This window comes from Streptomyces sp. NPDC048419 (genome assembly GCF_043200415.1).
Taxonomy (GTDB): domain Bacteria; phylum Actinomycetota; class Actinomycetes; order Streptomycetales; family Streptomycetaceae; genus Streptomyces.
The window spans coordinates 1-19,017 of record NZ_JBICXT010000030.1; the positions used below are offsets into that span (position 1 = coordinate 1).

At 72.3% G+C, this 19,017-nt stretch carries 19 protein-coding genes and 1 pseudogene; 6 read left to right on the forward strand and 14 right to left on the reverse strand.

Annotated features, from left to right (window positions below):
- Positions 1-90: 90 nt before the first annotated feature.
- Positions 91-936, reverse strand: coding sequence for a helix-turn-helix transcriptional regulator (locus ACGFYN_RS39495; RefSeq protein WP_393870819.1), 846 nt, complete (start codon positions 934-936; stop codon positions 91-93).
- Positions 937-1,039: 103 nt separating this feature from the next.
- Here ACGFYN_RS39495 and ACGFYN_RS39500 point away from each other — a divergent pair, with 103 nt between their 5' ends.
- Positions 1,040-1,747, forward strand: a complete 708-nt coding sequence (locus ACGFYN_RS39500) for an SDR family NAD(P)-dependent oxidoreductase (protein ID WP_393870820.1) — start codon at positions 1,040-1,042, stop codon at positions 1,745-1,747.
- A gap of 33 nt (positions 1,748-1,780) precedes the next feature.
- On the opposite strand, the gene ACGFYN_RS39505 is transcribed toward ACGFYN_RS39500, so the two are convergent.
- From ACGFYN_RS39505 to ACGFYN_RS39525, 5 genes are all read right to left on the reverse strand, one after another.
- Positions 1,781-2,671: an aldo/keto reductase gene (locus ACGFYN_RS39505; protein ID WP_393870821.1), complete on the reverse strand. Its 891-nt coding sequence runs from the start codon at positions 2,669-2,671 to the stop codon at positions 1,781-1,783.
- 82 nt (positions 2,672-2,753) lie between these two features.
- Positions 2,754-3,500 (reverse strand): GntR family transcriptional regulator, encoded by a 747-nt coding sequence (locus ACGFYN_RS39510; RefSeq protein WP_393870822.1) that lies wholly within the window; start codon positions 3,498-3,500, stop codon positions 2,754-2,756.
- Positions 3,501-3,558: 58 nt separating this feature from the next.
- The gene (locus tag ACGFYN_RS39515; protein ID WP_393870823.1) at positions 3,559-4,725 is read right to left on the reverse strand and encodes an acyl-CoA dehydrogenase family protein; all 1,167 of its coding nucleotides are present in this window, start codon (positions 4,723-4,725) and stop codon (positions 3,559-3,561) included.
- 65 nt (positions 4,726-4,790) lie between these two features.
- Positions 4,791-5,981, reverse strand: a complete 1,191-nt coding sequence (locus ACGFYN_RS39520; protein ID WP_393870824.1) for a CaiB/BaiF CoA transferase family protein — start codon at positions 5,979-5,981, stop codon at positions 4,791-4,793.
- Positions 5,978-7,183, reverse strand: coding sequence for an MmgE/PrpD family protein (locus ACGFYN_RS39525; protein ID WP_393870825.1), 1,206 nt, complete (start codon positions 7,181-7,183; stop codon positions 5,978-5,980). The genes ACGFYN_RS39520 and ACGFYN_RS39525 overlap by 4 nt, the downstream gene beginning before the upstream one ends.
- 230 nt (positions 7,184-7,413) lie before the next feature.
- Between ACGFYN_RS39525 and ACGFYN_RS39530 the strand changes: the two genes are divergently transcribed.
- On the forward strand, positions 7,414-8,325 hold the full coding sequence (locus ACGFYN_RS39530) for a hypothetical protein (RefSeq protein WP_393870826.1): 912 nt from the start codon (positions 7,414-7,416) through the stop codon (positions 8,323-8,325).
- 88 nt (positions 8,326-8,413) lie between these two features.
- Here the strand turns inward: ACGFYN_RS39530 and ACGFYN_RS39535 are convergent, their stop codons facing one another.
- The 5 genes and pseudogenes from ACGFYN_RS39535 to ACGFYN_RS39555 form a co-directional block, all read right to left on the reverse strand.
- Entirely contained in the window at positions 8,414-8,737 is a 324-nt protein-coding gene (locus ACGFYN_RS39535; protein ID WP_393870827.1) for a hypothetical protein, read from the reverse strand.
- Positions 8,738-8,882: 145 nt separating this feature from the next.
- Positions 8,883-10,124, reverse strand: a complete 1,242-nt coding sequence (locus tag ACGFYN_RS39540; protein WP_393870828.1) for an MFS transporter — start codon at positions 10,122-10,124, stop codon at positions 8,883-8,885.
- Positions 10,125-10,229: 105 nt separating this feature from the next.
- Positions 10,230-10,502: pseudogene (locus tag ACGFYN_RS39545) on the reverse strand (aldo/keto reductase); the annotation flags it as partial.
- A 28-nt stretch (positions 10,503-10,530) separates the two neighbouring features.
- The gene (locus tag ACGFYN_RS39550; protein ID WP_393870829.1) at positions 10,531-11,742 is read right to left on the reverse strand and encodes an MFS transporter; all 1,212 of its coding nucleotides are present in this window, start codon (positions 11,740-11,742) and stop codon (positions 10,531-10,533) included.
- A gap of 213 nt (positions 11,743-11,955) precedes the next feature.
- Positions 11,956-12,414, reverse strand: coding sequence for a MarR family winged helix-turn-helix transcriptional regulator (locus ACGFYN_RS39555; RefSeq protein WP_393870830.1), 459 nt, complete (start codon positions 12,412-12,414; stop codon positions 11,956-11,958).
- Positions 12,415-12,550: 136 nt separating this feature from the next.
- Between ACGFYN_RS39555 and ACGFYN_RS39560 the strand changes: the two genes are divergently transcribed.
- Both ACGFYN_RS39560 and ACGFYN_RS39565 read left to right on the forward strand, forming a co-directional pair.
- Positions 12,551-13,084, forward strand: coding sequence for a 2'-5' RNA ligase family protein (locus ACGFYN_RS39560; protein ID WP_393870831.1), 534 nt, complete (start codon positions 12,551-12,553; stop codon positions 13,082-13,084).
- A 348-nt stretch (positions 13,085-13,432) separates the two neighbouring features.
- A complete protein-coding gene (locus tag ACGFYN_RS39565) occupies positions 13,433-14,314 on the forward strand; it encodes an LLM class F420-dependent oxidoreductase (protein WP_393870832.1) in 882 nt (293 codons plus the stop codon).
- On the opposite strand, the gene ACGFYN_RS39570 is transcribed toward ACGFYN_RS39565, so the two are convergent.
- Positions 14,290-14,508: a hypothetical protein gene (locus ACGFYN_RS39570; RefSeq protein WP_393870833.1), complete on the reverse strand. Its 219-nt coding sequence runs from the start codon at positions 14,506-14,508 to the stop codon at positions 14,290-14,292. The genes ACGFYN_RS39565 and ACGFYN_RS39570 overlap by 25 nt on opposite strands.
- Before the next feature lie 114 nt (positions 14,509-14,622).
- Here ACGFYN_RS39570 and ACGFYN_RS39575 point away from each other — a divergent pair, with 114 nt between their 5' ends.
- Entirely contained in the window at positions 14,623-15,525 is a 903-nt protein-coding gene (locus tag ACGFYN_RS39575; RefSeq protein ID WP_393870834.1) for a LysR family transcriptional regulator, read from the forward strand.
- Between the two features lie 522 nt (positions 15,526-16,047).
- On the opposite strand, the gene ACGFYN_RS39580 is transcribed toward ACGFYN_RS39575, so the two are convergent.
- Entirely contained in the window at positions 16,048-16,611 is a 564-nt protein-coding gene (locus tag ACGFYN_RS39580) for an NAD(P)H-dependent oxidoreductase (protein WP_393870835.1), read from the reverse strand.
- Positions 16,612-16,714: 103 nt separating this feature from the next.
- Here ACGFYN_RS39580 and ACGFYN_RS39585 point away from each other — a divergent pair, with 103 nt between their 5' ends.
- The gene (locus tag ACGFYN_RS39585; RefSeq protein WP_393870836.1) at positions 16,715-17,395 is read left to right on the forward strand and encodes a TetR/AcrR family transcriptional regulator; all 681 of its coding nucleotides are present in this window, start codon (positions 16,715-16,717) and stop codon (positions 17,393-17,395) included.
- 471 nt (positions 17,396-17,866) lie between these two features.
- On the opposite strand, the gene ACGFYN_RS39590 is transcribed toward ACGFYN_RS39585, so the two are convergent.
- Positions 17,867-19,000: an FAD-dependent oxidoreductase gene (locus ACGFYN_RS39590; RefSeq protein ID WP_393870837.1), complete on the reverse strand. Its 1,134-nt coding sequence runs from the start codon at positions 18,998-19,000 to the stop codon at positions 17,867-17,869.
- Positions 19,001-19,017 lie beyond the last annotated feature (17 nt).

Sequence of the window (19,017 nt, forward strand, 5' to 3'; positions counted from 1 at the left end):
AACGGTTCCAGCTTCGGGCCCCGACGGGGAACTGACGCACCAGCAGCAGAAGTCACACACCTACTAACGATCAACTACTGGCGCAGGACACTAGTTCTTGTCGGCCAGGCTCTGGGTGCCGAGGACCGAGATCAGTTCCAGCTTCTCGGCCGCCTCGGTGCCCGGCTCGGCCGAGTAGACCAGGATGTGCAGGTCGTTCTCCTCCACCCGCAGCAGGTCGCAGTCCAGCGTGACCAGCCCCACCTGCGGGTGCTCGATCGTCTTGTGGGAGGCATCGAACCGGCCCACCACACCCGCGTCCCACAGCTCCGCGAACCTCTCGCTCTGCGCCCTCAACTCCGCGATCATGCGCCGGAGTTGCCGGTCGGCCGGGTATCGGACGGCGGTCGCCCGCAGTTCGGCGGCCATGCCGGCCAGGAAGGCCCGCCGCTCCTGCGGGGTGTGCCGCGCCCGGGTCGGCCGGTCGAGGAAGTTGCGCCATACGGCGTTGCGCTCGAAGCCGCGCAGGCCCGAGAAGTCGCCCATCAGTGCCGCGTACATCGGGTTGGCCAGCAGCAGCGTCATGGCCGCGTCGGAGACCGCGACGGGCGTGCCCACCAGCCGGTCCAGCAGCCGCTGCACGCTGGGCGTGATGTACCGCGGCACCATCTCGGGACCCGGCGGCACCAGCTCCGCCAGCCCGTACAGATACGCCCGCTCGTCCCCCGACAGCCGCAGCGCCCGGGCCAGCGCCTCGACGACCTGCCCGGAGGGGTTGGCCGCCCGGCCCTGTTCGAGCCGCGTGATGTAGTCGACCGAGATCCCTGCCAGCAGCGCCAGCTCCTCGCGCCGCAGTCCGGCCGCGCGCCGGTGATCGCCCGCGGGCAGGCCCGCCGCCTCGGGGGACACACGGTCGCGCCAGCGCCGCAGCGCCTTACCGAGTTCCGTAGCCGTCATGCCCCCCAGTGAACACCCGCGGGCCGCGCCCGTGCCTGGTACCCGCAGTCCCAGGAAGAAGGGTCTCCTGGCTGCTCGTGCCGCCGCGCCGCAGGCTGGACGCATGACGACAACACTGATCACCGGAGCGAACAAGGGCATCGGCTACGAGACCGCCCGCCGACTCGTCGCCGCAGGCCACACCGTCTACGTCGGCGCCCGTGACGCGGAGCGCGGACGCCGGGCCGCCGAGCGGCTGGGCGCGCGGTTCGTCCTGCTCGACGTCACCGACGACGCCACCGTCGAGGCGGCGGCCAAGACCATCGAGGCCGACGGCGGACTCGACGTGCTGATCAACAACGCCGGCATCGAGACCAGGGGCGAGGGCAACGCCGTACCCACCGCCGAGACCGTGACCGCCGACCAGATGCGCAACACCTTCGAGACGAACGTCTTCGGCGTCGTCCGCGTGCTGCACGCCTTCGTGCCCCTGCTACGGCGTTCGGCCGCGCCGGTCGTGGTCAACGTGAGCAGCGGCCTGGCCTCCCTGGCCCACCTCTCCGACCCCGACCACCCCGCGCACTTCTACCCCGGCATCGCCTACCCGACGTCCAAGACCGCGGTCAACATGCTCACCGTGCAGTACGCGAAGGCGTTCCCGGCCATGCGGATCAACGCCGTCGAGCCCGGCTTCACCAAGACGGACCTGAACGGCAACACGGGCGTCCAGACCGTCGAGGAGGGCGCCGAGATCATCGTGCGCATGGCGCAGGTCGCCGCCGACGGCCCGACCGGCGGGTACTTCGACGTCAACGGCCGGCTGCCCTGGTGAACCGCTGAGCCACGCCCGGCACGCGCCGGTGGGTCAGATCCGGTCCAGGCGGGCCACGGCCTCCGGAGGCAGCCGGAGGCTTCCCGCCGCGATGTTCTCCCGCAGATGGGCCGGGTCGGTGGTCCCCGCGATCAGCAGGGTGTGGTCGTAGACCGCCAGCAGCCACGCGAGCGCGACCTGCGCCGGTGTGGAGCCCAACTCCTCGGCCACGGCGACGACTTCGGGATGCCCGGTCGCCTTCGGCCGGCCGGAGAACCGTGAGCCGAGCGGGAAGAACGGCACCCACGGGATGTCGTGCTCCCGGCACAGCGCGAGCACCGGCTCGGCGGCCCGCTCCAGCACGCTGTAGTCGTTCTGCACGCAGGCGACACCGGACGGCAGGGCCTGGCGGACCTGGTCCGCGGAGACGTTGCTCAGCCCGATGCCGCCGATCTTGCCGGCGTCGCGCAGCGCGGACAGTTCGCCGAGCTGGCTGTCGAGGTCGACCTTCTGGTCCCCCTCGGCGATCAGGCCGGGCGGCGCGTCGGCACGCCGCAGGTTCACCACGTCCAGCCGCTCCACGCCGAGCACGGAGAGGTTGTCCTCGACCTGGGCGCGGAGCTGCTCGGGGCGCTGGGCGGCGACCAAATGGCCGCCGGATTCGTCGGCCCCCACCTTGCTGACCAGCACCAGGTCGTCGGGGTAGGGGGCCAGCGCAGCGTGCACGAGTTCGTTGCACGGGCCGTAGAAGTGTGCGGTGTCCAGGTGGTTGACGCCGAGGTCCACCGCCTCGCGCAGCAGGTCGAGCGCGGCGCCGCGTCCGCCTGTCGCGTAGTGCAGCTGCATCACGCCGAAGCCGATGCGGGCGACCGTGCGTCCCGCGAGGTGGCCGGTGCCTCCCGGCGGGGTGGTGGTCGGGTCTGCGGGTGACTGGGGTGCCGTCATCGGAGGGTGCTCCCGTCAGGACGAAGAGGATCGAACCAATACGGAGGCTACCATCCGATCGGAGGATCACCTCCGCATTCAGTCACCGGCCGCTGCGCCGCAGCCGCACCCGGTACGAGTAGTGCTCGGGCAGGAAGTGGCTGATCGCCAGCTCGACGAGCTGACCGGCGGTCGTCTGGTAGACGCGGTCGACACGCAGCAGTGCGCGGCCCGGCTCGCAGCCGAGCTGCTTGGCGATCTCCGGCGTCGCCTCGGCCACGGTGATGCTCTGCTCGGCCTCGGCGATCGGCTCGGGCAGCCGCTGGTCCAGCAGGCCGATGACGGTGAAGTCGTGCGGTGTGCCCAGCAGCGTCAACTCCTCTACGGACTCCAGCAGTTGGCCTATGGAAGGTGGCAGCCACACCGACGTGTGGCAGAACGCCACGTCGTCGTGCAGCCGCAGGAAGGCGAGTCTGTGCACCCGGTCGGTGTGCAGGCCGAGCCGTCCCGCCGCGTCGACGTCGACCCTGCGGTGCAGGGGCGTCACGACGTCCATGCGGGTGTCGATGGACAGCCCCATCAGGTCGTCCACCGAGCCGAACTGGCGCAGATACTGCTCCTCGCGGGGCGTGGCGAACGTGCCGCGCCCCGGCACCCGGTACACCAGTCCCTCGGCCACCAGGTCCTGGAAGGCCCGCCGCACGGTCTGCCGGCTCACCCCGTACGCCGTGGCCAGCTCCGCCTCCGTGGGCAGCCGGACCCCGTCGGGATAGTCGTGCCGCAGGATCGCCGCCCGCAGCTCCCGCGCGAGCCTGAAGTACGTGCTCTCCCGCTGCGGCTGCTCAGCCATCACGACCACCGTGCTCAGCCATCAAGACCATCCTGCTCAACCATCAAGACCATTCTGCTCAACTGTCGAGACCGCCTCTGGCCACCAACTGGGCGGCGATCACGTTCCGTTGGATCTCGTTCGTGCCCTCCCCGACGATCATCAGGGGTGCGTCGCGGAAGTAGCGCTCCACGTCGAACTCCGTCGAGTAGCCGTAACCGCCGTGGATCCGCACGGCGTTGAGGGCGATCTCCATCGCCGTCTCGGAGGCGAACAGCTTCGCCATGCCCGCCTCCATGTCGACCCGGCGTCCGGCGTCGGCCTCGCGGGCCGCGTGCAGGGTGAGCTGGCGGGCGGCCGTGAGCTTGGTCGCCATGTCGGCCAGGTAGTTGCCGATGGACTGGTGGCGCCAGATGGGCTTGCCGAACGACTCGCGCTCCTGGGCGTAGCGCAGCGAGTCCTCCAGCGCGGCCCGCCCCACACCGAGCGCCCGGGCGGCGACCTGGAGCCGCCCCGTCTCCAGCCCCTTCATCATCTGACCGAAGCCGTGGCCCTCCTCGCCGCCCAGCAGCGCGTCGGCCGGTGCGCGGTAGTCCTCGAAGGACAACTCGCAGCTCTCGACGCCCTTGTAGCCGAGCTTGGGCAGATCGCGGGAGACCACCAGACCGGGGCCGTGCTCCGCCAGCAGGACGGAGATGCCCCGGTGGCGCGGCTCGGCGGCCGGGTCGGTCTTGCAGAGCAGCGCGATCAGGCCCGCGCGGCGGGAGTTGGTGATCCAGGTCTTCGCGCCGTTGACGACGTACTGCCCGCCCTCGCGGCGCGCGACGGTCGTCATCGCCTGGAGGTCGGATCCGCCGCCGGGCTCGGTGAGCGCCATCGTCGCCCGGACCTCGCCGGTCGCCAGTCTCGGCAGATGGCGCCGCTTCTGCTCCTCCGTGCCGTACAGCAGCAGGAGTCTGGCCACGACGGTGTGGCCGCCCATCGCGCCCGCGAGGCTCATCCAGCCGCGCGCGAGTTCCTCGGTGACCAGGACGAAGCACGGTGTGGAGACCGGGTTGCCGCCGTACTCCTCGGGGATCGCCAGGCCGTAGATGCCGAGTTCCTTCATCCGCTCGATGAGGTGTTCCGGGTACGTGTCACCGTGCTCCAACTCCCGGACGACGGGCCTGACGTCCTTGTCGACGAACTCGCGTACCGTGCGCACGACGAGGCGTTCGTCGTCGGAGAGGATGTCCAGGACGCTCATCGGGCGGATCTCCAGATCGTCAGGATCGCGTGCTCTTCGTCAGGTTCGCGTGATCGTCGGCGGGGTCAGATGACGGCGTCGGCGCGCAGTGACGCGATCGCGTCGGGGGACAGGCCGAGACCGGTGAGGATCGCGTCGGTGTGCTCGCCCACGTCCGGTACGGGTTCCATGCGCGCGGGCACGCCCGCGAGATCGGCCGGCGGGCGCAGCGCGCGGACGGTGGCGCCGGGCACGGCGACGTCCTGCCAGCGCCCGCGCTCAGCCAGCACCGGGTGGTCCAGGAACGCGGCGACGTCGTTGACCCCGGCGCAGGCGATCCCGGACTCCTCCAGGTCCTTGAGGATCTCCTCGGCGTCGGAGCGGGCGAAACGCTCGGCGACGATCGCGTTGAGTTCGTCGCGGTGCGCGACCCGGTCGGAGCCCGTGGCGAAGCGCGGATCGTCCGTCAGCGCCGGCTGCAGCAGGAAGTCCGCGCACAGGCGGCCCCACTCGCGCTCGTTCTGGATGGAGAACAGCACCTGCTTGCCGTCGGCCGTAGTGAAGGCGCCGTACGGCGCGATGGTCGGGTGCTGGGTGCCGATCCGGGCGGGCTGACTGCCGCCGTAGCGCGTGTAGTTGGCGGGCTGGCTCATCCATTCCGCCAGCGCCTCGAACAGGGACACCTCGACGGGGTGGACCCGGCCGGTGGTGGCGCGTGTGTACAGGGCGGTCAGGACGCCCGTGTAGGCGTACATCCCCGCCGCGATGTCGGCCACCGAGATGCCGACCCGGGCGGTCTCCTCCGCGGTGCCGGTCAGGGAGACCAGGCCCGTCTGGCACTGCACCAGCAGGTCGTAGGACTTGCGTTCGGCCCACGGACCGGTCGTGCCGTAGCCCGAGATCGTGCAGGGGATGAGTCGCGGGTAGCGCTCGGCGAGCGCGTCGACGCCGAGGCCCAGGCGGTCGGCGGCCCCGGGCGCGAGATTCTGTACGAACACGTCGGCGCCGTCGAGGAGTTGGTGCAAGACCTCCCTGCCACGCGGGTCCTTCACGTCCAGGGCGAGCGATTCCTTGGACCGGTTGAGCCAGACGAAGTAGCTGGAGTGGCCGTGCACCTTCGTGTCGTAGCGGCGCGCGAAGTCCCCCTCGCCGGGCCGCTCCAGCTTGATCACACGGGCGCCGAGGTCGGCGAGCTGGCGCGTGGCGTACGGGGCAGCCACGGCCTGTTCCAGGCTGACCACCGTGATACCGGACAGGGGGAGTTCGTGCACGGTCATGCCTCCTGGTCTTCGTGCGGGAAGTGCGTGCGAAGGATCTGTGCGGCGCCGGACCAGGTCAGCCCGTCCAGCAACGCCGGTACGTCCGCACCGCAAGCGGCGGCCTTGGCGCGCAAGTCACCCTCGGACGGCGGGCGTTGAGAGGCACCGGGCGGCAGCGCGAGCTCGGTGCGCACCTCTTCGCCGTCAGTGAGGCCGATACGCAGGGCCACGTGGCCGTCCAGCAGCGTCCTCGTCTCGCCGGGCAGCAGCTCGACGTGGACGCGCTCGACCAGCTCGCGCGCCTCAGGCCGCCGTACGGCCGCGTCCGTGAAGCTGCCGAAGCCCGGGTAGTCGTCGAGCAGCGCGGCGGCCACCGCGTACGGCAGCGAGAACTTGCCCTCCAGGCCGGTCGCCGGGCGGTCGTGGATCAGCGGATGGACGGTCCCCGCGGGCGTGCTCACATGGACGGCGGTGACCTCGCCGCGCACCTGCTCGCGCACCTCGCGCAGGGCGGCGATCGGCCGCTGCATGGCGTAGCAGCAGGGGAAGAGCTTGACGGCAAGGCTCCCGGGGACGGCCGGGGCGGCCGGGAAGTCCGCCGCGGGCTTGCCGCCGACCCGTTCCAGCCAGGCGTCCAGAACGCGCGGATCGGCGGTGGCGCCCGCCCGCGCCAGCCGGGCGGCCCGTACGCCCGCGTCGGCCGCGAAGCCGGCCTGGAGTGCCTTGCCGTGCGTCCCGAAGGCCTCCTGCCCGCCGCCCGCGGCGGGTACGGCGAGGGCCATCGCGGTGGCGAGCCCGTCCGCGTCGAGCCCGAGGGCCTTCCCGGCCGCGACGGCGGCGGCCGGGGCGCCCGCGGTGCACGTCGCGTGCCAGCCCGCCGCGTAATGACCCCAGCCGAGCATCGCGCCGAGCCGTGCCATGACGCCCGCGCCCGCCAGATACGCGCGGGCGTCACCGCCGGACGCGAGCACGGCCGGGACGGTGACCACGGAGATGTGGGTGGTGGTGTCGGTGTGCAGGTCGTCGAAGTCGAGCACGTGCGCCGCGGCCGCCCAGCGGGCCGCGTCCGGCAGGGGCGCGGCGATCGTGCGCAGCGGGTGCGCGCGGGCGGCCAGCGCGACGGCGACGGTGTCGGCCAGCGCCCGCCCGGCGAGCGCCAGGTCGTCCGGCGTGGCGCGATGGTCGTGGGCCCACTGGGCGAGGGCACGGGCGGCTGTCAACGGGTCCCCCGGGGGTTCGTTGCCTGCTCTTCGTACGACGGGACGTCCTGTGCCGAGATTTGTACGGCCAAATGGAAGAACCTGTCAATGGCCGGTGCATGCCTGTCACCTGGCCTTGCCGGACCCCTCCTTGACCGTCCCGACCCAACGTCCGCACAATGCCAGCGATTTGTACGCAACATTTGTACGCAACAATGTGGCCCTGGTCCGGCACGCCCCCGGGAGTTCCGTTGCCCCGCTCCGATTCCGCACCCGCCGATTCCGCACCTGCCGACTTCGCCGCCCTCGAAGAGACCGCTCGTACCTGGCGCCCCGACGACGTCCGGACGACCGATGCCCTGGACCCCGGCCCGACGGCGGCCCTCTCGGCCGTACTGGATCTGCCCGCCCCCGCCGCGGCCGACGGCGAACCGCTTCCGCCGCTGTGGCACTGGCTGCACTTCCTGTCGTGGCCCCGGCGCTCCGACCTCGGCGTCGACGGGCACCTCCGGGACAGCCACTTCCTGCCGCCGCTGCCGCAGCGGCGCCGGATTTTCGCGGGCGGGCGGCTGGAGGTGACCGCGCCCCTCACCGCGGGACGGCCTGCGGAGCAGCACAGCCGGGTGAGCCGGGTGGCGCCGAAGCGGGGGCGCAGCGGCGACCTGCTCTTCGTCACCGTACGCAGCGAGTACCGCCAGGACGGCCGGCTGTGCGTCACGGAGGAACAGGACCTGGTGTACCGCAGCGGCGGCGCGGCGCCCGTCCCGGCCGCGTTGACCCCGGACACCGGGAGCCGTCCACGCGACGACGCATCCCCCTGGCAGCAGGAATGGCACACGGACCCCGCGCTGCTGTTCCGCTTCAGCGCCCTGACCGCGAACGCCCACCGCATCCACTACGACGCCCCGTACACGACCGGCGTCGAGGGCTACCCGGGCCTGGTCGTGCACGGCCCGCTGCTGGTGCTCGCCATGCTGGAGCTGGTACGCCGGCAGCAGCCGGGACGCCGTGTGCGCACCCTCTCCTACCGCCTGAACAAGCCCGCCTTCTGCGGCGAGCGGCTCCTCGCCTGCGGCGGTCCGGAGGCCGACGGCACCGCCCGGCTGCGGATCGCGAGCCACCGCGAAGAAGCCCACGCCGGGGCGGACGTGGGCTTCGCCTGAGGCCCGGCGGTCAGGACTCCCGGACTTGGGTCAGGGCGGTCAGGACTCCCGGACTTGGGTCACGGCGGTCAGGACTCCCGGACTTGGGTCACGGCGTTCGGGACTCCCGGACCGTGACGCCTGATGGCTCCCGGCGGGGGTCGCACAGCACCATGACCGCGCGCGCGACGAGTTCGCCCGCACCGCCGAGTTCCTTGCGATAGCGGCCCGTCGTGCCGCGGACGGTCTCGGCGAAGTCCGGATCGCCGACGCGGGCGCCGGCCGGGGCGGGGAGCTCCTGGGCCATGGCGCGGCGGCGGGTGAGGAGCGCGATGATCTCGTCGTCGAGGCGCTCCAGCCGGTCGGGTGACAGGTCCGCCGTCGGTCCGGCCGTGTGGTGCGTGGTACGTCGGTCCGCGTGGTTCGTCGTCACGAAGGATCTCCGTTTCGCCGGCGGAAGCCGGATCGCGGCTTCCGTCCGCCTCGTCGCAGTGGGTCCTCCAACACCTTGCCCAGGGCGCCGGGCGGCAACTCCTCGTCCCCGCACGGCCGGAGACGACGGTCGGCGCCCGGCCGGGCTACGTCGCCGAGGACGCCGCGGGTTCCGGGACGGCCTGCGGCGCCCGGTCGCGGCGGGGGAGGGCCAGCGGGGTGGCCAGAATGAGCAGACCGGCTAGTGCGATCGCGGTGCGGATGCCGGCCAGGTCGGCCAGCACGCCCCACACCGCGGTCAGGGCCGCGGTCGTCCACTTGGTGGTGACCGACCAGGCCGCGAGCGTACGGGCCACCCGGTCCGTCTTCGTGTGCTCCAGCCGGTAGGTGGCGTACACCGGGCCGAACACGCCGCAGCAGGTGATCAGTCCGAACTCCACGGCCATGACGAGCACAAGACCCGGGGTGCCGGGCCGGATGAAGGTCAGCCCGATCGGCCAGATCGCCCGCAGGGTCCCGCTGACGAGCAGGACCCTGTGCTGCCCGAATCGCGACGCCAGCGCACGCGCCAGCCGCGAACCGACCAGGCCGCCGAGCGAGGGGAGGGCGAAGGCGAGGCCGTACTGCCAGGGCGCGAACCCGAGATCGCCGAGCATCAGGACGGCGAGCAGCGGGGAGACCGCGATGAGCAGGGCGTTGAAGGTCACCGTGTTGCAGAACAGCAGGCGCAGCCCCTGATGGGCCAGGATGTAGCGCCACCCGTCGAGCAGACCGCCGGCCGACGCCGGCTCCTTGCGTACGGGAGGCTCCTCCGCGCCGCCGATCGCGCGGATGCCGAGTGCCGACAGCAGAAAGCTGACCGCGTTGGCGACCACCGTCATCACCGGGCCGAAGAGGCCGATCGAGGCCCCGCCGAGCGGCGGCCCGAGCACTGTGGCGGTCCAGGTGGTCGTCTCGAAGCGTGCGTTCGCGACGAGCAGGTCCTGCGCGTGCACCAGCGACTTGAGGAAGGAGCCGCTGGCCGCGGTGAAGCCGATGTCGGCCGCGGCGACCACGATCGACACAACCAGGAGTTGTACGAAGCTGAGCCAGTCCAGGGCGTAGGCCACCGGCACGGTCATCAGCGCCGCGAACCGGACCAGGTCCATGCCGACCATCACCGGCCGCTTGCGGCGGAACTCCACCCATGGCCCGAGGGGCATCGCCACGGCCGCCCCCACCGCGAGACCCGCGGCCGCCAGCGCCGCCACCTCGGTCGTCCCGGCGTGCAGGACCAGCACCGCGATCAAGGGAAACGCGTCGAAGGCGAGCCAGGTGCCGGCCGTGCTCACGGCGTACGCCGCCCACAGCCATCCGAACTGCCGCCCCAGCGACCGTCTGCCCCGCATACCCACCTCTCCGCCGTCCTGGAAAGCCGACCGGCGACATCAAAGCGGTCCTGAGGCAGAGGAGCAAACAACCGACTCGCGCGACGATCGACAACCCGGCGTTGTGGCGCGGAGGGTGGCGTCGTAGCCCTGGTCGGCGTTCCACAGCTTGGTGGTGACGAACAGCTCCTCGCGGGCGAGACCGGAGGAGGCGAGGGCGGCGCCGACGCCGGCCTCGTTGCCGTAGACGGCTGCGGTGTCGATGCTGCGGTAGCCGGCCTCCACGGCGGCGCTCACCGCGGCGGTGGTCTCGGCGTCGGGGACCTGGAAGACGCCGAAGCCGAGCTGGGGGATCTCGACGCCGTTGTTGAGGGTGACGGTGGGGACGGTGGGGGTCATGACGGTCGGTTCCTTACGAAGTCGTGGATCAGTGCTGTGCGGTGGCCGGGACCTGCTCGGCCGGAGCGGACTCCGCCACGACCCGTCCGCCCTGCCGCCTGCGGCGGTCGAGGGAGGCGGCCAGGAAGGACAGGAGCAGCGCGGTGCCGGACAGGAGGGCGCCGACCCAGTTCGGTGACGTGTAACCCAGCCCTGCGGAGATGACGACGCCGCCCAGCCAGGCGGCCAGCGCGTTGCCGAGGTTGAAGGCGCCGATGTTGGCGGCGGACGCCAGCGTGGGCGCGGCCGACGCCTGGTCGAGCACCCACTTCTGCAGCGGGGGAACGGTGGCGAAGCCCAGCGCCCCGATCAGCGTCAGCGTGATGGCGGCGAGCATCTTGTTGTGGGCCGTCGCCGTGAACAGCAGCAGGGTCAGGGACAGCGCCCCGAGGGCGGTGAACAGCATGGGCATCAGGGCACGGTCGGCGAACCGGCCGCCGACCAGGTTGCCGAGGAACATCCCGGTCCCGAACAGCACCAGCAGCCAGGTCACGGCACCGGACGAGTAGCCCGCGACCTCCGTCATCATCGGCGTGATGTAGGTGATCGCCGCGAAGACACCGCCGTAGCCGAGGACGGTCATCGCCATCGCGAGCCAGACCTGGACGTTGCGGAAGGCGGCGAACTCGACGCGGATGTCGGCGGATTCGGGCCTGCCCATCTCCGGCACGAGCTTCGCCACGCCGAGCAGGCCCACGATGCCGAGCGAGGCGACACCGGCGAAGGTGACCCGCCAGCCGGCGGCCTGGCCGACGTAGGTGCCCAGCGGGACGCCCACGATGTTGGCGACGGTCAGGCCCGTGAACATCAGGGAGATCGCGGAGGCCTTCTTCTCGGGCGCGACCAGGTTGGCCGCGACCACGGACCCGATGCCGAAGAACGCGCCGTGCGCGAGGGAGGCGACGATCCGGCCGATCAGCATGAGGCCGAAGCTGGGGGCGAGGGCGGACAGGGTGTTGCCGACCACGAACAGGCCCATGAGGAACATGAGCATCTTCTTGCGGGAGACCTTGGTGCCCAGGACCGTCAGCAGGGGTGCGCCGAGGACGACGCCCAGGGCGTAGCCGGAGACGAGCCGGCCGGCGGTGGGGATGGAGACGCCGAAGTCGCCCGCGACCTCGGGCAGCACGCCCATGATCACGAATTCCGTGGTGCCGATCCCGAAGGCCCCTATGGCCAGGGCCAGGAGGGCGAGAGGCATGGGAGGTACCTTCCAGGCGATTGCGTGTAACGCTTACGAGCGTCGACAATAGTTGCAGACGCGGGATAAATGCAAACGCAGAACAACGCCTGAGGCGGGTATCACGTGCCTGCAACTATTCGGGCGGACGAAGGCCCCCACGGCGATGTGCTCGCGGGGGCCCGGAGTGCTGCAGGGCTGGTCCCGGGAGGGGCCTCGGCGTCAGGCTCGGCGTCAGGCGGGCATGCGCAGCGTCTCGACCGCCCGCACCAGCGGGGCGAGTTCCGGACTCGCCGCGGCCGCGTCCAGGGCCTCGCGCAGGGCCGACTCGTTGGTCGGGCGGGCCTCCTCCAGTAGCTTGAGGCCGGACTCGGAGACGTTGGTGTAGATGCCGCGCCGGTCGGTCGGGCACAGGTACCGGCTGAGCAGGCCGCGGTCCTCCAGGCGCGTGACCAGGCGCGTCGTGGCGCTCTGGCTGAGCACGACCGCGTCGGCGACCTGCTTCATCTGCAGGTGGCCGCCCTCTCCGTCGTGCTGCCGGCTGAGGACGTCCAGCAGTGAGTACTCGCGCACGCTCAGATCGTGCCCGGCCTGCAGAGCGCGCTCGATGTGCGCCTCGATCCTGCCGTGCAGCAGTGACAGGGCGCACCAGCCCTGGGCGAGGGCGGTGAGTGCCGGGTCGGTCGCGGTCATGGGCCTGAGTCCTCCGTCCCGAAGTGGGTCGCCTCCAGGATAGGCCAACAGTGAAATTGTCGGCGACCGCATGTATGACGCGTGTGCAAGCTGTGTTGTGTCGCGGTCGGCGGGGTCCTGCTGATAGACCCGGGGCATGGCAGACGACGAATCCGGGCGCTTCGCCGCGGGACAGACGGCGCTCGTGGTCCCCGTACCTGAGGCCGAGTCCTCGGTGCGGACCTGGCGCAAGCGCTTCGACCCCGCGGCCCGGGCCGGTGTCCCGGCCCATGTCACCGTGGTCTTTCCCTTCCTGCACGCCTCCCTCGTCGACGCCGCGACCTGCGCCGCCCTGGACGAGGTCTTCGGCCGTCACGCGTCCTTCGACGTGCGCTTCGAGGAGTGCGGGCGGTTTCCGGGGGTGCTCTATCTCGCGCCCGTCCCGGAGGCCCCGTTCCGCCGACTCACCCAGGCGGTCGTCGAACGGTGGCCGCAGGCCCAGCCGTACGGCGGCAAGTACGACCCCCACCCCCATCTGACCGTCGCCCAGGGCCAGGACGAGGCGGTACTGGACGAGATCGAGGCCGGCCTGCGCCCCAGCCTGCCGTTCACGGCACGCGTCCCCACCGTCGACCTCGTGGTCCACAGCGGCACCGAATGGCAGCACCGGGCGTCGTTCCCGCTTAGGTGACGGGGCGCGCCACGCAGCCTTCCGGCGTACGGACATGTGTGGGCGCCGCAGTCGAGACGCAGTTCGGGCCGTGAGGGGTCGAGCGTGGCGGCGACGTGCCGGCGGCACGGGTGCTCGGCCGCCGCCGGTTGCAGTCGGCTCTCAAGGGCGACCGCGGGCCCGGGCGGCCGGCAGCGCCCGGGTCGGCAGCCCGCCCCGGCGTGCGGATGACCGGCCTCGGCCCAGGGCGCCGCGGTGGTCTCCCGTGCGGCGGGCGCAGTCGCTGCTTGACTTGGAGAGCGCTCGAAGACCTAGCGTCACACGGGACGGTGCCGGAGACGGCGACGGTCCGGGCGGACGGAGACGGGCATGCGAGTGGGCGTACACATCAACCGGTTCGACCACGGCGGCGGAGGGCCCGCGCTGGGTGCCGAACTCGCCGCGACAGGTGCGGCGGCCGAGGCGGCCGGGGTCAGCTGGCTGTCGGTCATGGACCACTACTTCCAGATGGAGTTCAACGGCGGCGCAGAGGCGCCGATGCTGGAGGCCTACACGACCCTCGGCTATCTCGCGGGCCACACCTCCACCGTCCAACTGGGTGCGCTGGTCACCGGCGTGACCTACCGGCGCCCGGGACTCCTCGCCAAGATCGTCACCTCGCTCGACGTGCTGTCCGGCGGCCGCGCCACGCTCGGCATCGGCGCGGCCTGGTACGACCGCGAGCACGAGGGGCTCGGCGTGCCCTACCCGCCGCTCGTGGAGCGCTTCGAGCGGCTGGAGGAGACCCTGCGCATCTGTCAGCGGATGTGGGACCCGGCGGCCGACGGCCCCTTCGCCGGCAAGCACTACCGGCTGGCCGAGACCCTGTGCGTCCCGGCGCCGGTGAGCGACCCCCACCCCGAGATCATGATCGGCGGGGGAGGGGAGAAGAAGACGCTGCGCCTGGTCGCCCAGTACGCGGACGCCTGCAACCTCATCCCCTCCTCCGCCGACGAGGCCAAGCACAAGCTGGATGTGCTGCGCCGGCACTGCGACGCCCTGGGCCGCGACTACGACCGGATCCGCAAGACCATCGCCTACACGGGCGAGTCGGCGACCGACGGGGACCTCGACACCTTCATGCGGGACATCGAGGGTTACGCCGGACTCGGCCTCGACACGGTGATCCTTGCGCCGCGTCTCGGCGAGCCGGCGGCGTGGATCGAGAGCTTCGCGGCTCCGGTGGTTCAGCGGCTGGCCCGGTTCGACTGAGGCTCCGGGGGGCGGCTGCGCGAGACGACACGCGTCCCGCGGCCGTCCTCCACCCGGACCTGGAGCGAGCCGCATCCGCAGCGGGTCCACACCGTGCGGCCCGCCGCGGTGTCGTGCCCCGAGACAACCTGGAAGGGCTCGGCGCCATCGGGCCAGCCGCAGTGCGGGCAGCTGCCGGCGGACGTGCTGATCATGGCAACTCCTCGAACGTTTCGACATTTCGGCCGTCGCGACAGAGCCAGGGTGCAACGGGGTGTCCGTTCACGTCCAGGTTGACTTTGTGGACCTCACCTTGAAGCCTGGGCTTCATGATTGACCTGCGCCGACTGCACGTCCTGAGGGCCGTCGCCCACTACGGCACGGTCACCGCGGCCGCCCGCGCGCTGCACTTCACCACGTCGGCGGCCTCCCAGCAGATCCGCCAGCTCGCCCGCGACCTGGACGTCGACCTCCTCGAACCGCAGGGCCGCGGGGTGCGGCTCACCCCGGCCGCCGAGAGCCTGCTCGCGCACGCGGACGCGATCCAGGCCCGCTGGGAGCAGGCCGAGCTGGACCTGCGCGCCGAACACGCCCCCGCCGGACCGCTCCGTGTGAGCGGGTTCCCCGTGGCCGTTTCCGTACTTCTGGCCCCGATGGCCGTACGGCTTCAGCAGCGGCATCCCCGGCTGTCCGTCCGCATCCAGGAGGCGGGCGTGCCCGAGAGCTTCGACCTGCTCTTCGAGGGCGAGACCGACCTGGCCATCGTCGAGGCCACTCCGCAGAACCCGCCGCTCAGCGATGCCCGCTTCGACCAACAGCCGCTCCTGGACGACCCGTTCGACCTCGTCGTGCCCGCGGACCACCCGCTGGCAGGGCGCGAGCGGGTCGGCCTCTCCGACGCGGCGCACGAGGACTGGATCGCGCCGGTCGCCGACAGCCCCTGCCGTCCGCACGTGATGTCGGCGTGCGGCGAGGCCGGCTTCAGCCCCGGCGTCGTCCATCACGCCCTGGACTGGAACGTCACGGCCCACCTGGTCGCCAACCGGCTCGGCGTCGCGCTGATCCCACGGCTGGCCCAGCTCACCCCGCACCTGCCGATCGCCCGGGTCCGCTGCACCGGCAACCCGCACCGCAAGCTGCTCACCTGCACCCGGCGGGGCGGCCGGGAACGACCCGCGGTCGCCGCAGCACTGCAGGAACTGCGCGAGCTGGCGCCTACGGCGGTGGCGTGAAACGTGGCCTGCGGCGGGGCGGCGTGGTGTGCGACGGGGTGCCTTGGCGTGCGGCGGGTGGCGTGGTGTGGAACGGGGGTTGCGTTGCGTGCGGAAGGGCGGCTTTGGCGGGCGGCAGGGGCTGCGGGTGGGGCTGCGGGCCATGCGGAAGGGTCGGGCGGCTTGCGACCGGGAGGCGTGGCGTGCAACAGGGTTGCGTGCCACACGGCGGGGCTGCGTGCCATGCGACGGGTGCTGCGCGCAATGCGACAGGGCGTCGTGGCATGTGACGGGGCGGCGCACCAGGCGACGGAGGCGGCGCGGCATGCGACGGGGTGGCGCTACATGCGTCAGGGCGGCGCGGCATGCGACAGGACGGCGCGCGGTATGCGACAGAGCGGCGCGGCACGCGCAGGGCGCCGCGGCGTGCAGTAGAGCGGCGCAGCATGCGAAGGGCGGCGGGGCATGCGCAGGGTGTCGCCTTGTGTGAAAGGGGCCGGGGCCCGTCGGCCCCGGCCCCTTTCGGGCCTGTGCGGTCGTGGATCAGGCGGCGACGGCCTCGCCCGCGTGGCCGTGCAGTCGCGCGACCACCTCGGTCAGCTGCGCGGCGACCTCGGCGTCGTCGGCCGGGTGGGTCTCGGCGAAGCGGACCACGGAGCCGGGGATGGAGAGCTTGACGTCCTCGAGCACCTTGCCGCCGGCGATGCCCACGGCCTTGCGGGTCTCGTCCTGCGCCCACACGCCGCCGTACTGGCCGTAGGCGGTGCCGACCACGGCGACCGGCTTTCCGGCGAAGGCGCCGGCGCCGAACGGGCGGGACAGCCAGTCGATGGCGTTCTTCAGGACGGCCGGGATGGTGCCGTTGTACTCGGGGGAGAAGAACAGGAACGCGTCGGCGGCCTGGGCGGCCTCGCGCAGCTTGGCGGCGGCGGCCGGGACACTGCCCTCGACGTCGATGTCCTCGTTGTAGAACGGGATCTCGGCCAGGCCCTCGAAGATCTCGACGTCCGCGCCCTCGGGCGCGAACTTGGCGGCCGCCTCGGCGAGCTGGCGGTTGTGCGAACCGGCGCGAAGGCTGCCGACGAGCGCGAGGATGCGGACAGACATGGGGCACTCCAAATGGGGGGCTGAAACATTGCCGTTACGATCCGGACCGAGGTCCGTTTAGTTTGTAGCACCTTAAGCGGACCGCGGTCCAGTTCTGTTCCCGATGCTTTACGCTGTCTTCATGTCCGCCACCCTGCCGCCCTTTCCCCGGCCCGAGGAGCCGGTCGGCGAACCCGAGTTGCTGCAGCTCAGCACCGCCGACGACGAGCCCTGCCTGCGTGCCGACGCCGCGCGCAACCGGGCCCGGCTGCTGGAGGCCGCGACCCGGCTGATCGCCGAGCACGGTGCGGCCGGGGTCACGATGGAGGCGGTGGCCACCGCGGCCAACGTGGGCAAGGGGACCGTCTTCCGCCGCTTCGGCGATCGGACCGGACTGCTGATGGCGCTGCTGGACCACTCGGCGCGCAAACTGCAGGCCGACTTCCTCGGCGGGCCGCCGCCGCTGGGCCCCGGGGCGCCGCCGCTGGACCGGCTGCGGGCGTTCGGCGTGGCGCTGCTCTACCGCTCGGCCGAGCAGCTGGACCTTCAGCTGGCCGCCCAGCCCGATCCGAGCCGCCGGTTCGTCCACCCCTCGGCCGGGGCGCTCACCATGCACGTCACGATGCTGCTGCGGCAGATCGTGCCGGACGCCGACTGCGAGCTGCTGGCGCAGACCCTGATGGGATACCTCGACCCTGCGGTGATCCACCACCTGACCAAGCAGCGCGGCATGTCCTTGGAGCGGCTGGAGGCCGGCTGGACCGACCTGGTCGCGCGGGTGACGAGCACCGAACCGCCCCGCTGAACCGCCTGGCGGCGAGCCCGGCCAAGGCGTGGCCCGCTCGGGCATGACCGCTCGGTGCGGCTGGCGCGCGTATGACCGCTCGGGCCCGACCACCGCACGCCAGCCTGCTCGGGGGCGACCGGCTCAAGGCGGCCTGCTCGGGGGCGACCGGCTCAAGGCGGCCTGCTCGGGGGCGACCGGCCCCAGCTGGCCCGCTCGGGCTCGGGCATGACCGCTCGGGCGCGACTGGCTCGGGCGCGGCTTACGCCAGCCTGCTCGACCGCGACCGGCCCAAGCCAGCCCGCTCGCGCGCCCGACCCCCTTACGCCAGCCCGCTCGCGCGCCCGACCCCCTTACGCCAGCCCGCTCGCGCGCCCGACCCCCTTACGCCAGCCCGCTCGCGCGCCCGACCCGACCGCCATACGCCCGCCCGCTCGCAAGCGACCGCCTTACGCCCGCCCGCTAGCAAGCGACCGGCTCCAGCCAACCACCTCATGCGTGACCCGCGAACATGTCCAGCAGCCCCTGCGGCGCGTCCGCGCGGAACAGCATGGCTCCGCTCTCCGCCGACCCGGCCGCGGAGATCTCGCTGCGGGGGAACATCTTCTCCTCGTAGGCGGTGAGGGCGGCCTCGATGTCGCCCGGGTGGGCGGCCAGGGCGAGGCCCAGTTCGGCGCCGTCGAGCAGTGCGAGGTTGGCACCCTCGCCCGCGAACGGGGACATCAGGTGCGCGGCGTCGCCGAGCAGGGTCACGCCCGGCACGCGCTCCCAGCGGTGGCCGACCGGAAGGGCGTGGATGCGCCGCGGCACGAGCGCACCGTCGGCGTCCGCGACCAGCGCGCGCAGGCTCTTGTCCCAGTCGGCGAAGTGCTCCAGGACCTGCTCCTTGGCCGCCTCGGTGTCGGTGAAGTCGATGCCGTCCAGCCACTCCTCGGGCGCTTCGACGGCGGCGTAGACGTGCAGGCTGCCGTCGGTCTCGCGGTGGGCGAGGAAGCCCCGGCCCGCGCCGAGCGCGAACAGCATGCCGCCGCCGACCACTTCGGCGCTCACCGGGTGGCGCACGTCCGCTTCGTTCAGGTCCGCCTCGACGAACGAGACGCCGGTGTAAGCGGGTTGGGCGTCCGAGACCATGGGGCGGATCCGCGACCAGGCGCCGTCGGCGCCCACCAGGAGGTCCGTGGTGAGGACGGTGCCGTCGGCGAGGGTCACCTCGTGCCGGCCGCCGTCCAGCGGGCGCGCCCCGGTGACCTTGGTGCCCCAGCGGACGGTGCCCTCGGGCAGGGAGTCCAGCAGCAGGTCGCGCAGGTCGCCGCGGTCGATCTCGGGGCGCTCGCCCCGGTCGCCGTCGGTGTCCTCCATGCGGACCACGGCGTCCTTGTCCAGCACGCGCATGGCCTCGCCGCCGGGATGGACGAGCGCCCGGAACTGCTCGTGCAACCCCGCGGCGCGCAGGGCCACTTGGCCGGAGTCGTCGTGGATGTCGAGCATGCCGCCCTGGGTGCGGGCGGCGGGGGAGGCGTCCAGGTCGTAGACGGCGGCCTCGATGCCGTGCGCGTGCAGCACACGGGCGAGGGTGAGGCCACCGAGGCCGGCGCCGACGATGGTGATGGCGTGGTGCGTGGTCATGTCGGACTCCTTGGGGT

Excerpts from the sequence above, each read along its gene's own strand:
- ACGFYN_RS39495 (WP_393870819.1), bottom strand. The coding sequence starts at position 936 with ATGACGGCTACGGAACTCGGTAAGGCGCTGCGGCGCTGGCGCGACCGT.
- ACGFYN_RS39500 (WP_393870820.1), top strand. The coding sequence starts at position 1,040 with ATGACGACAACACTGATCACCGGAGCGAACAAGGGCATCGGCTACGAG.
- ACGFYN_RS39505 (WP_393870821.1), bottom strand. The coding sequence starts at position 2,671 with ATGACGGCACCCCAGTCACCCGCAGACCCGACCACCACCCCGCCGGGA.
- ACGFYN_RS39510 (WP_393870822.1), bottom strand. The coding sequence starts at position 3,500 with ATGGCTGAGCAGCCGCAGCGGGAGAGCACGTACTTCAGGCTCGCGCGG.
- ACGFYN_RS39515 (WP_393870823.1), bottom strand. The coding sequence starts at position 4,725 with ATGAGCGTCCTGGACATCCTCTCCGACGACGAACGCCTCGTCGTGCGC.
- ACGFYN_RS39520 (WP_393870824.1), bottom strand. The coding sequence starts at position 5,981 with ATGACCGTGCACGAACTCCCCCTGTCCGGTATCACGGTGGTCAGCCTG.
- ACGFYN_RS39540 (WP_393870828.1), bottom strand. The coding sequence starts at position 10,124 with ATGCGGGGCAGACGGTCGCTGGGGCGGCAGTTCGGATGGCTGTGGGCG.
- ACGFYN_RS39550 (WP_393870829.1), bottom strand. The coding sequence starts at position 11,742 with ATGCCTCTCGCCCTCCTGGCCCTGGCCATAGGGGCCTTCGGGATCGGC.
- ACGFYN_RS39555 (WP_393870830.1), bottom strand. The coding sequence starts at position 12,414 with ATGACCGCGACCGACCCGGCACTCACCGCCCTCGCCCAGGGCTGGTGC.
- ACGFYN_RS39560 (WP_393870831.1), top strand. The coding sequence starts at position 12,551 with ATGGCAGACGACGAATCCGGGCGCTTCGCCGCGGGACAGACGGCGCTC.
- ACGFYN_RS39565 (WP_393870832.1), top strand. The coding sequence starts at position 13,433 with ATGCGAGTGGGCGTACACATCAACCGGTTCGACCACGGCGGCGGAGGG.
- ACGFYN_RS39570 (WP_393870833.1), bottom strand. The coding sequence starts at position 14,508 with ATGATCAGCACGTCCGCCGGCAGCTGCCCGCACTGCGGCTGGCCCGAT.
- ACGFYN_RS39575 (WP_393870834.1), top strand. The coding sequence starts at position 14,623 with ATGATTGACCTGCGCCGACTGCACGTCCTGAGGGCCGTCGCCCACTAC.
- ACGFYN_RS39580 (WP_393870835.1), bottom strand. The coding sequence starts at position 16,611 with ATGTCTGTCCGCATCCTCGCGCTCGTCGGCAGCCTTCGCGCCGGTTCG.
- ACGFYN_RS39585 (WP_393870836.1), top strand. The coding sequence starts at position 16,715 with ATGCTTTACGCTGTCTTCATGTCCGCCACCCTGCCGCCCTTTCCCCGG.
- ACGFYN_RS39590 (WP_393870837.1), bottom strand. The coding sequence starts at position 19,000 with ATGACCACGCACCACGCCATCACCATCGTCGGCGCCGGCCTCGGTGGC.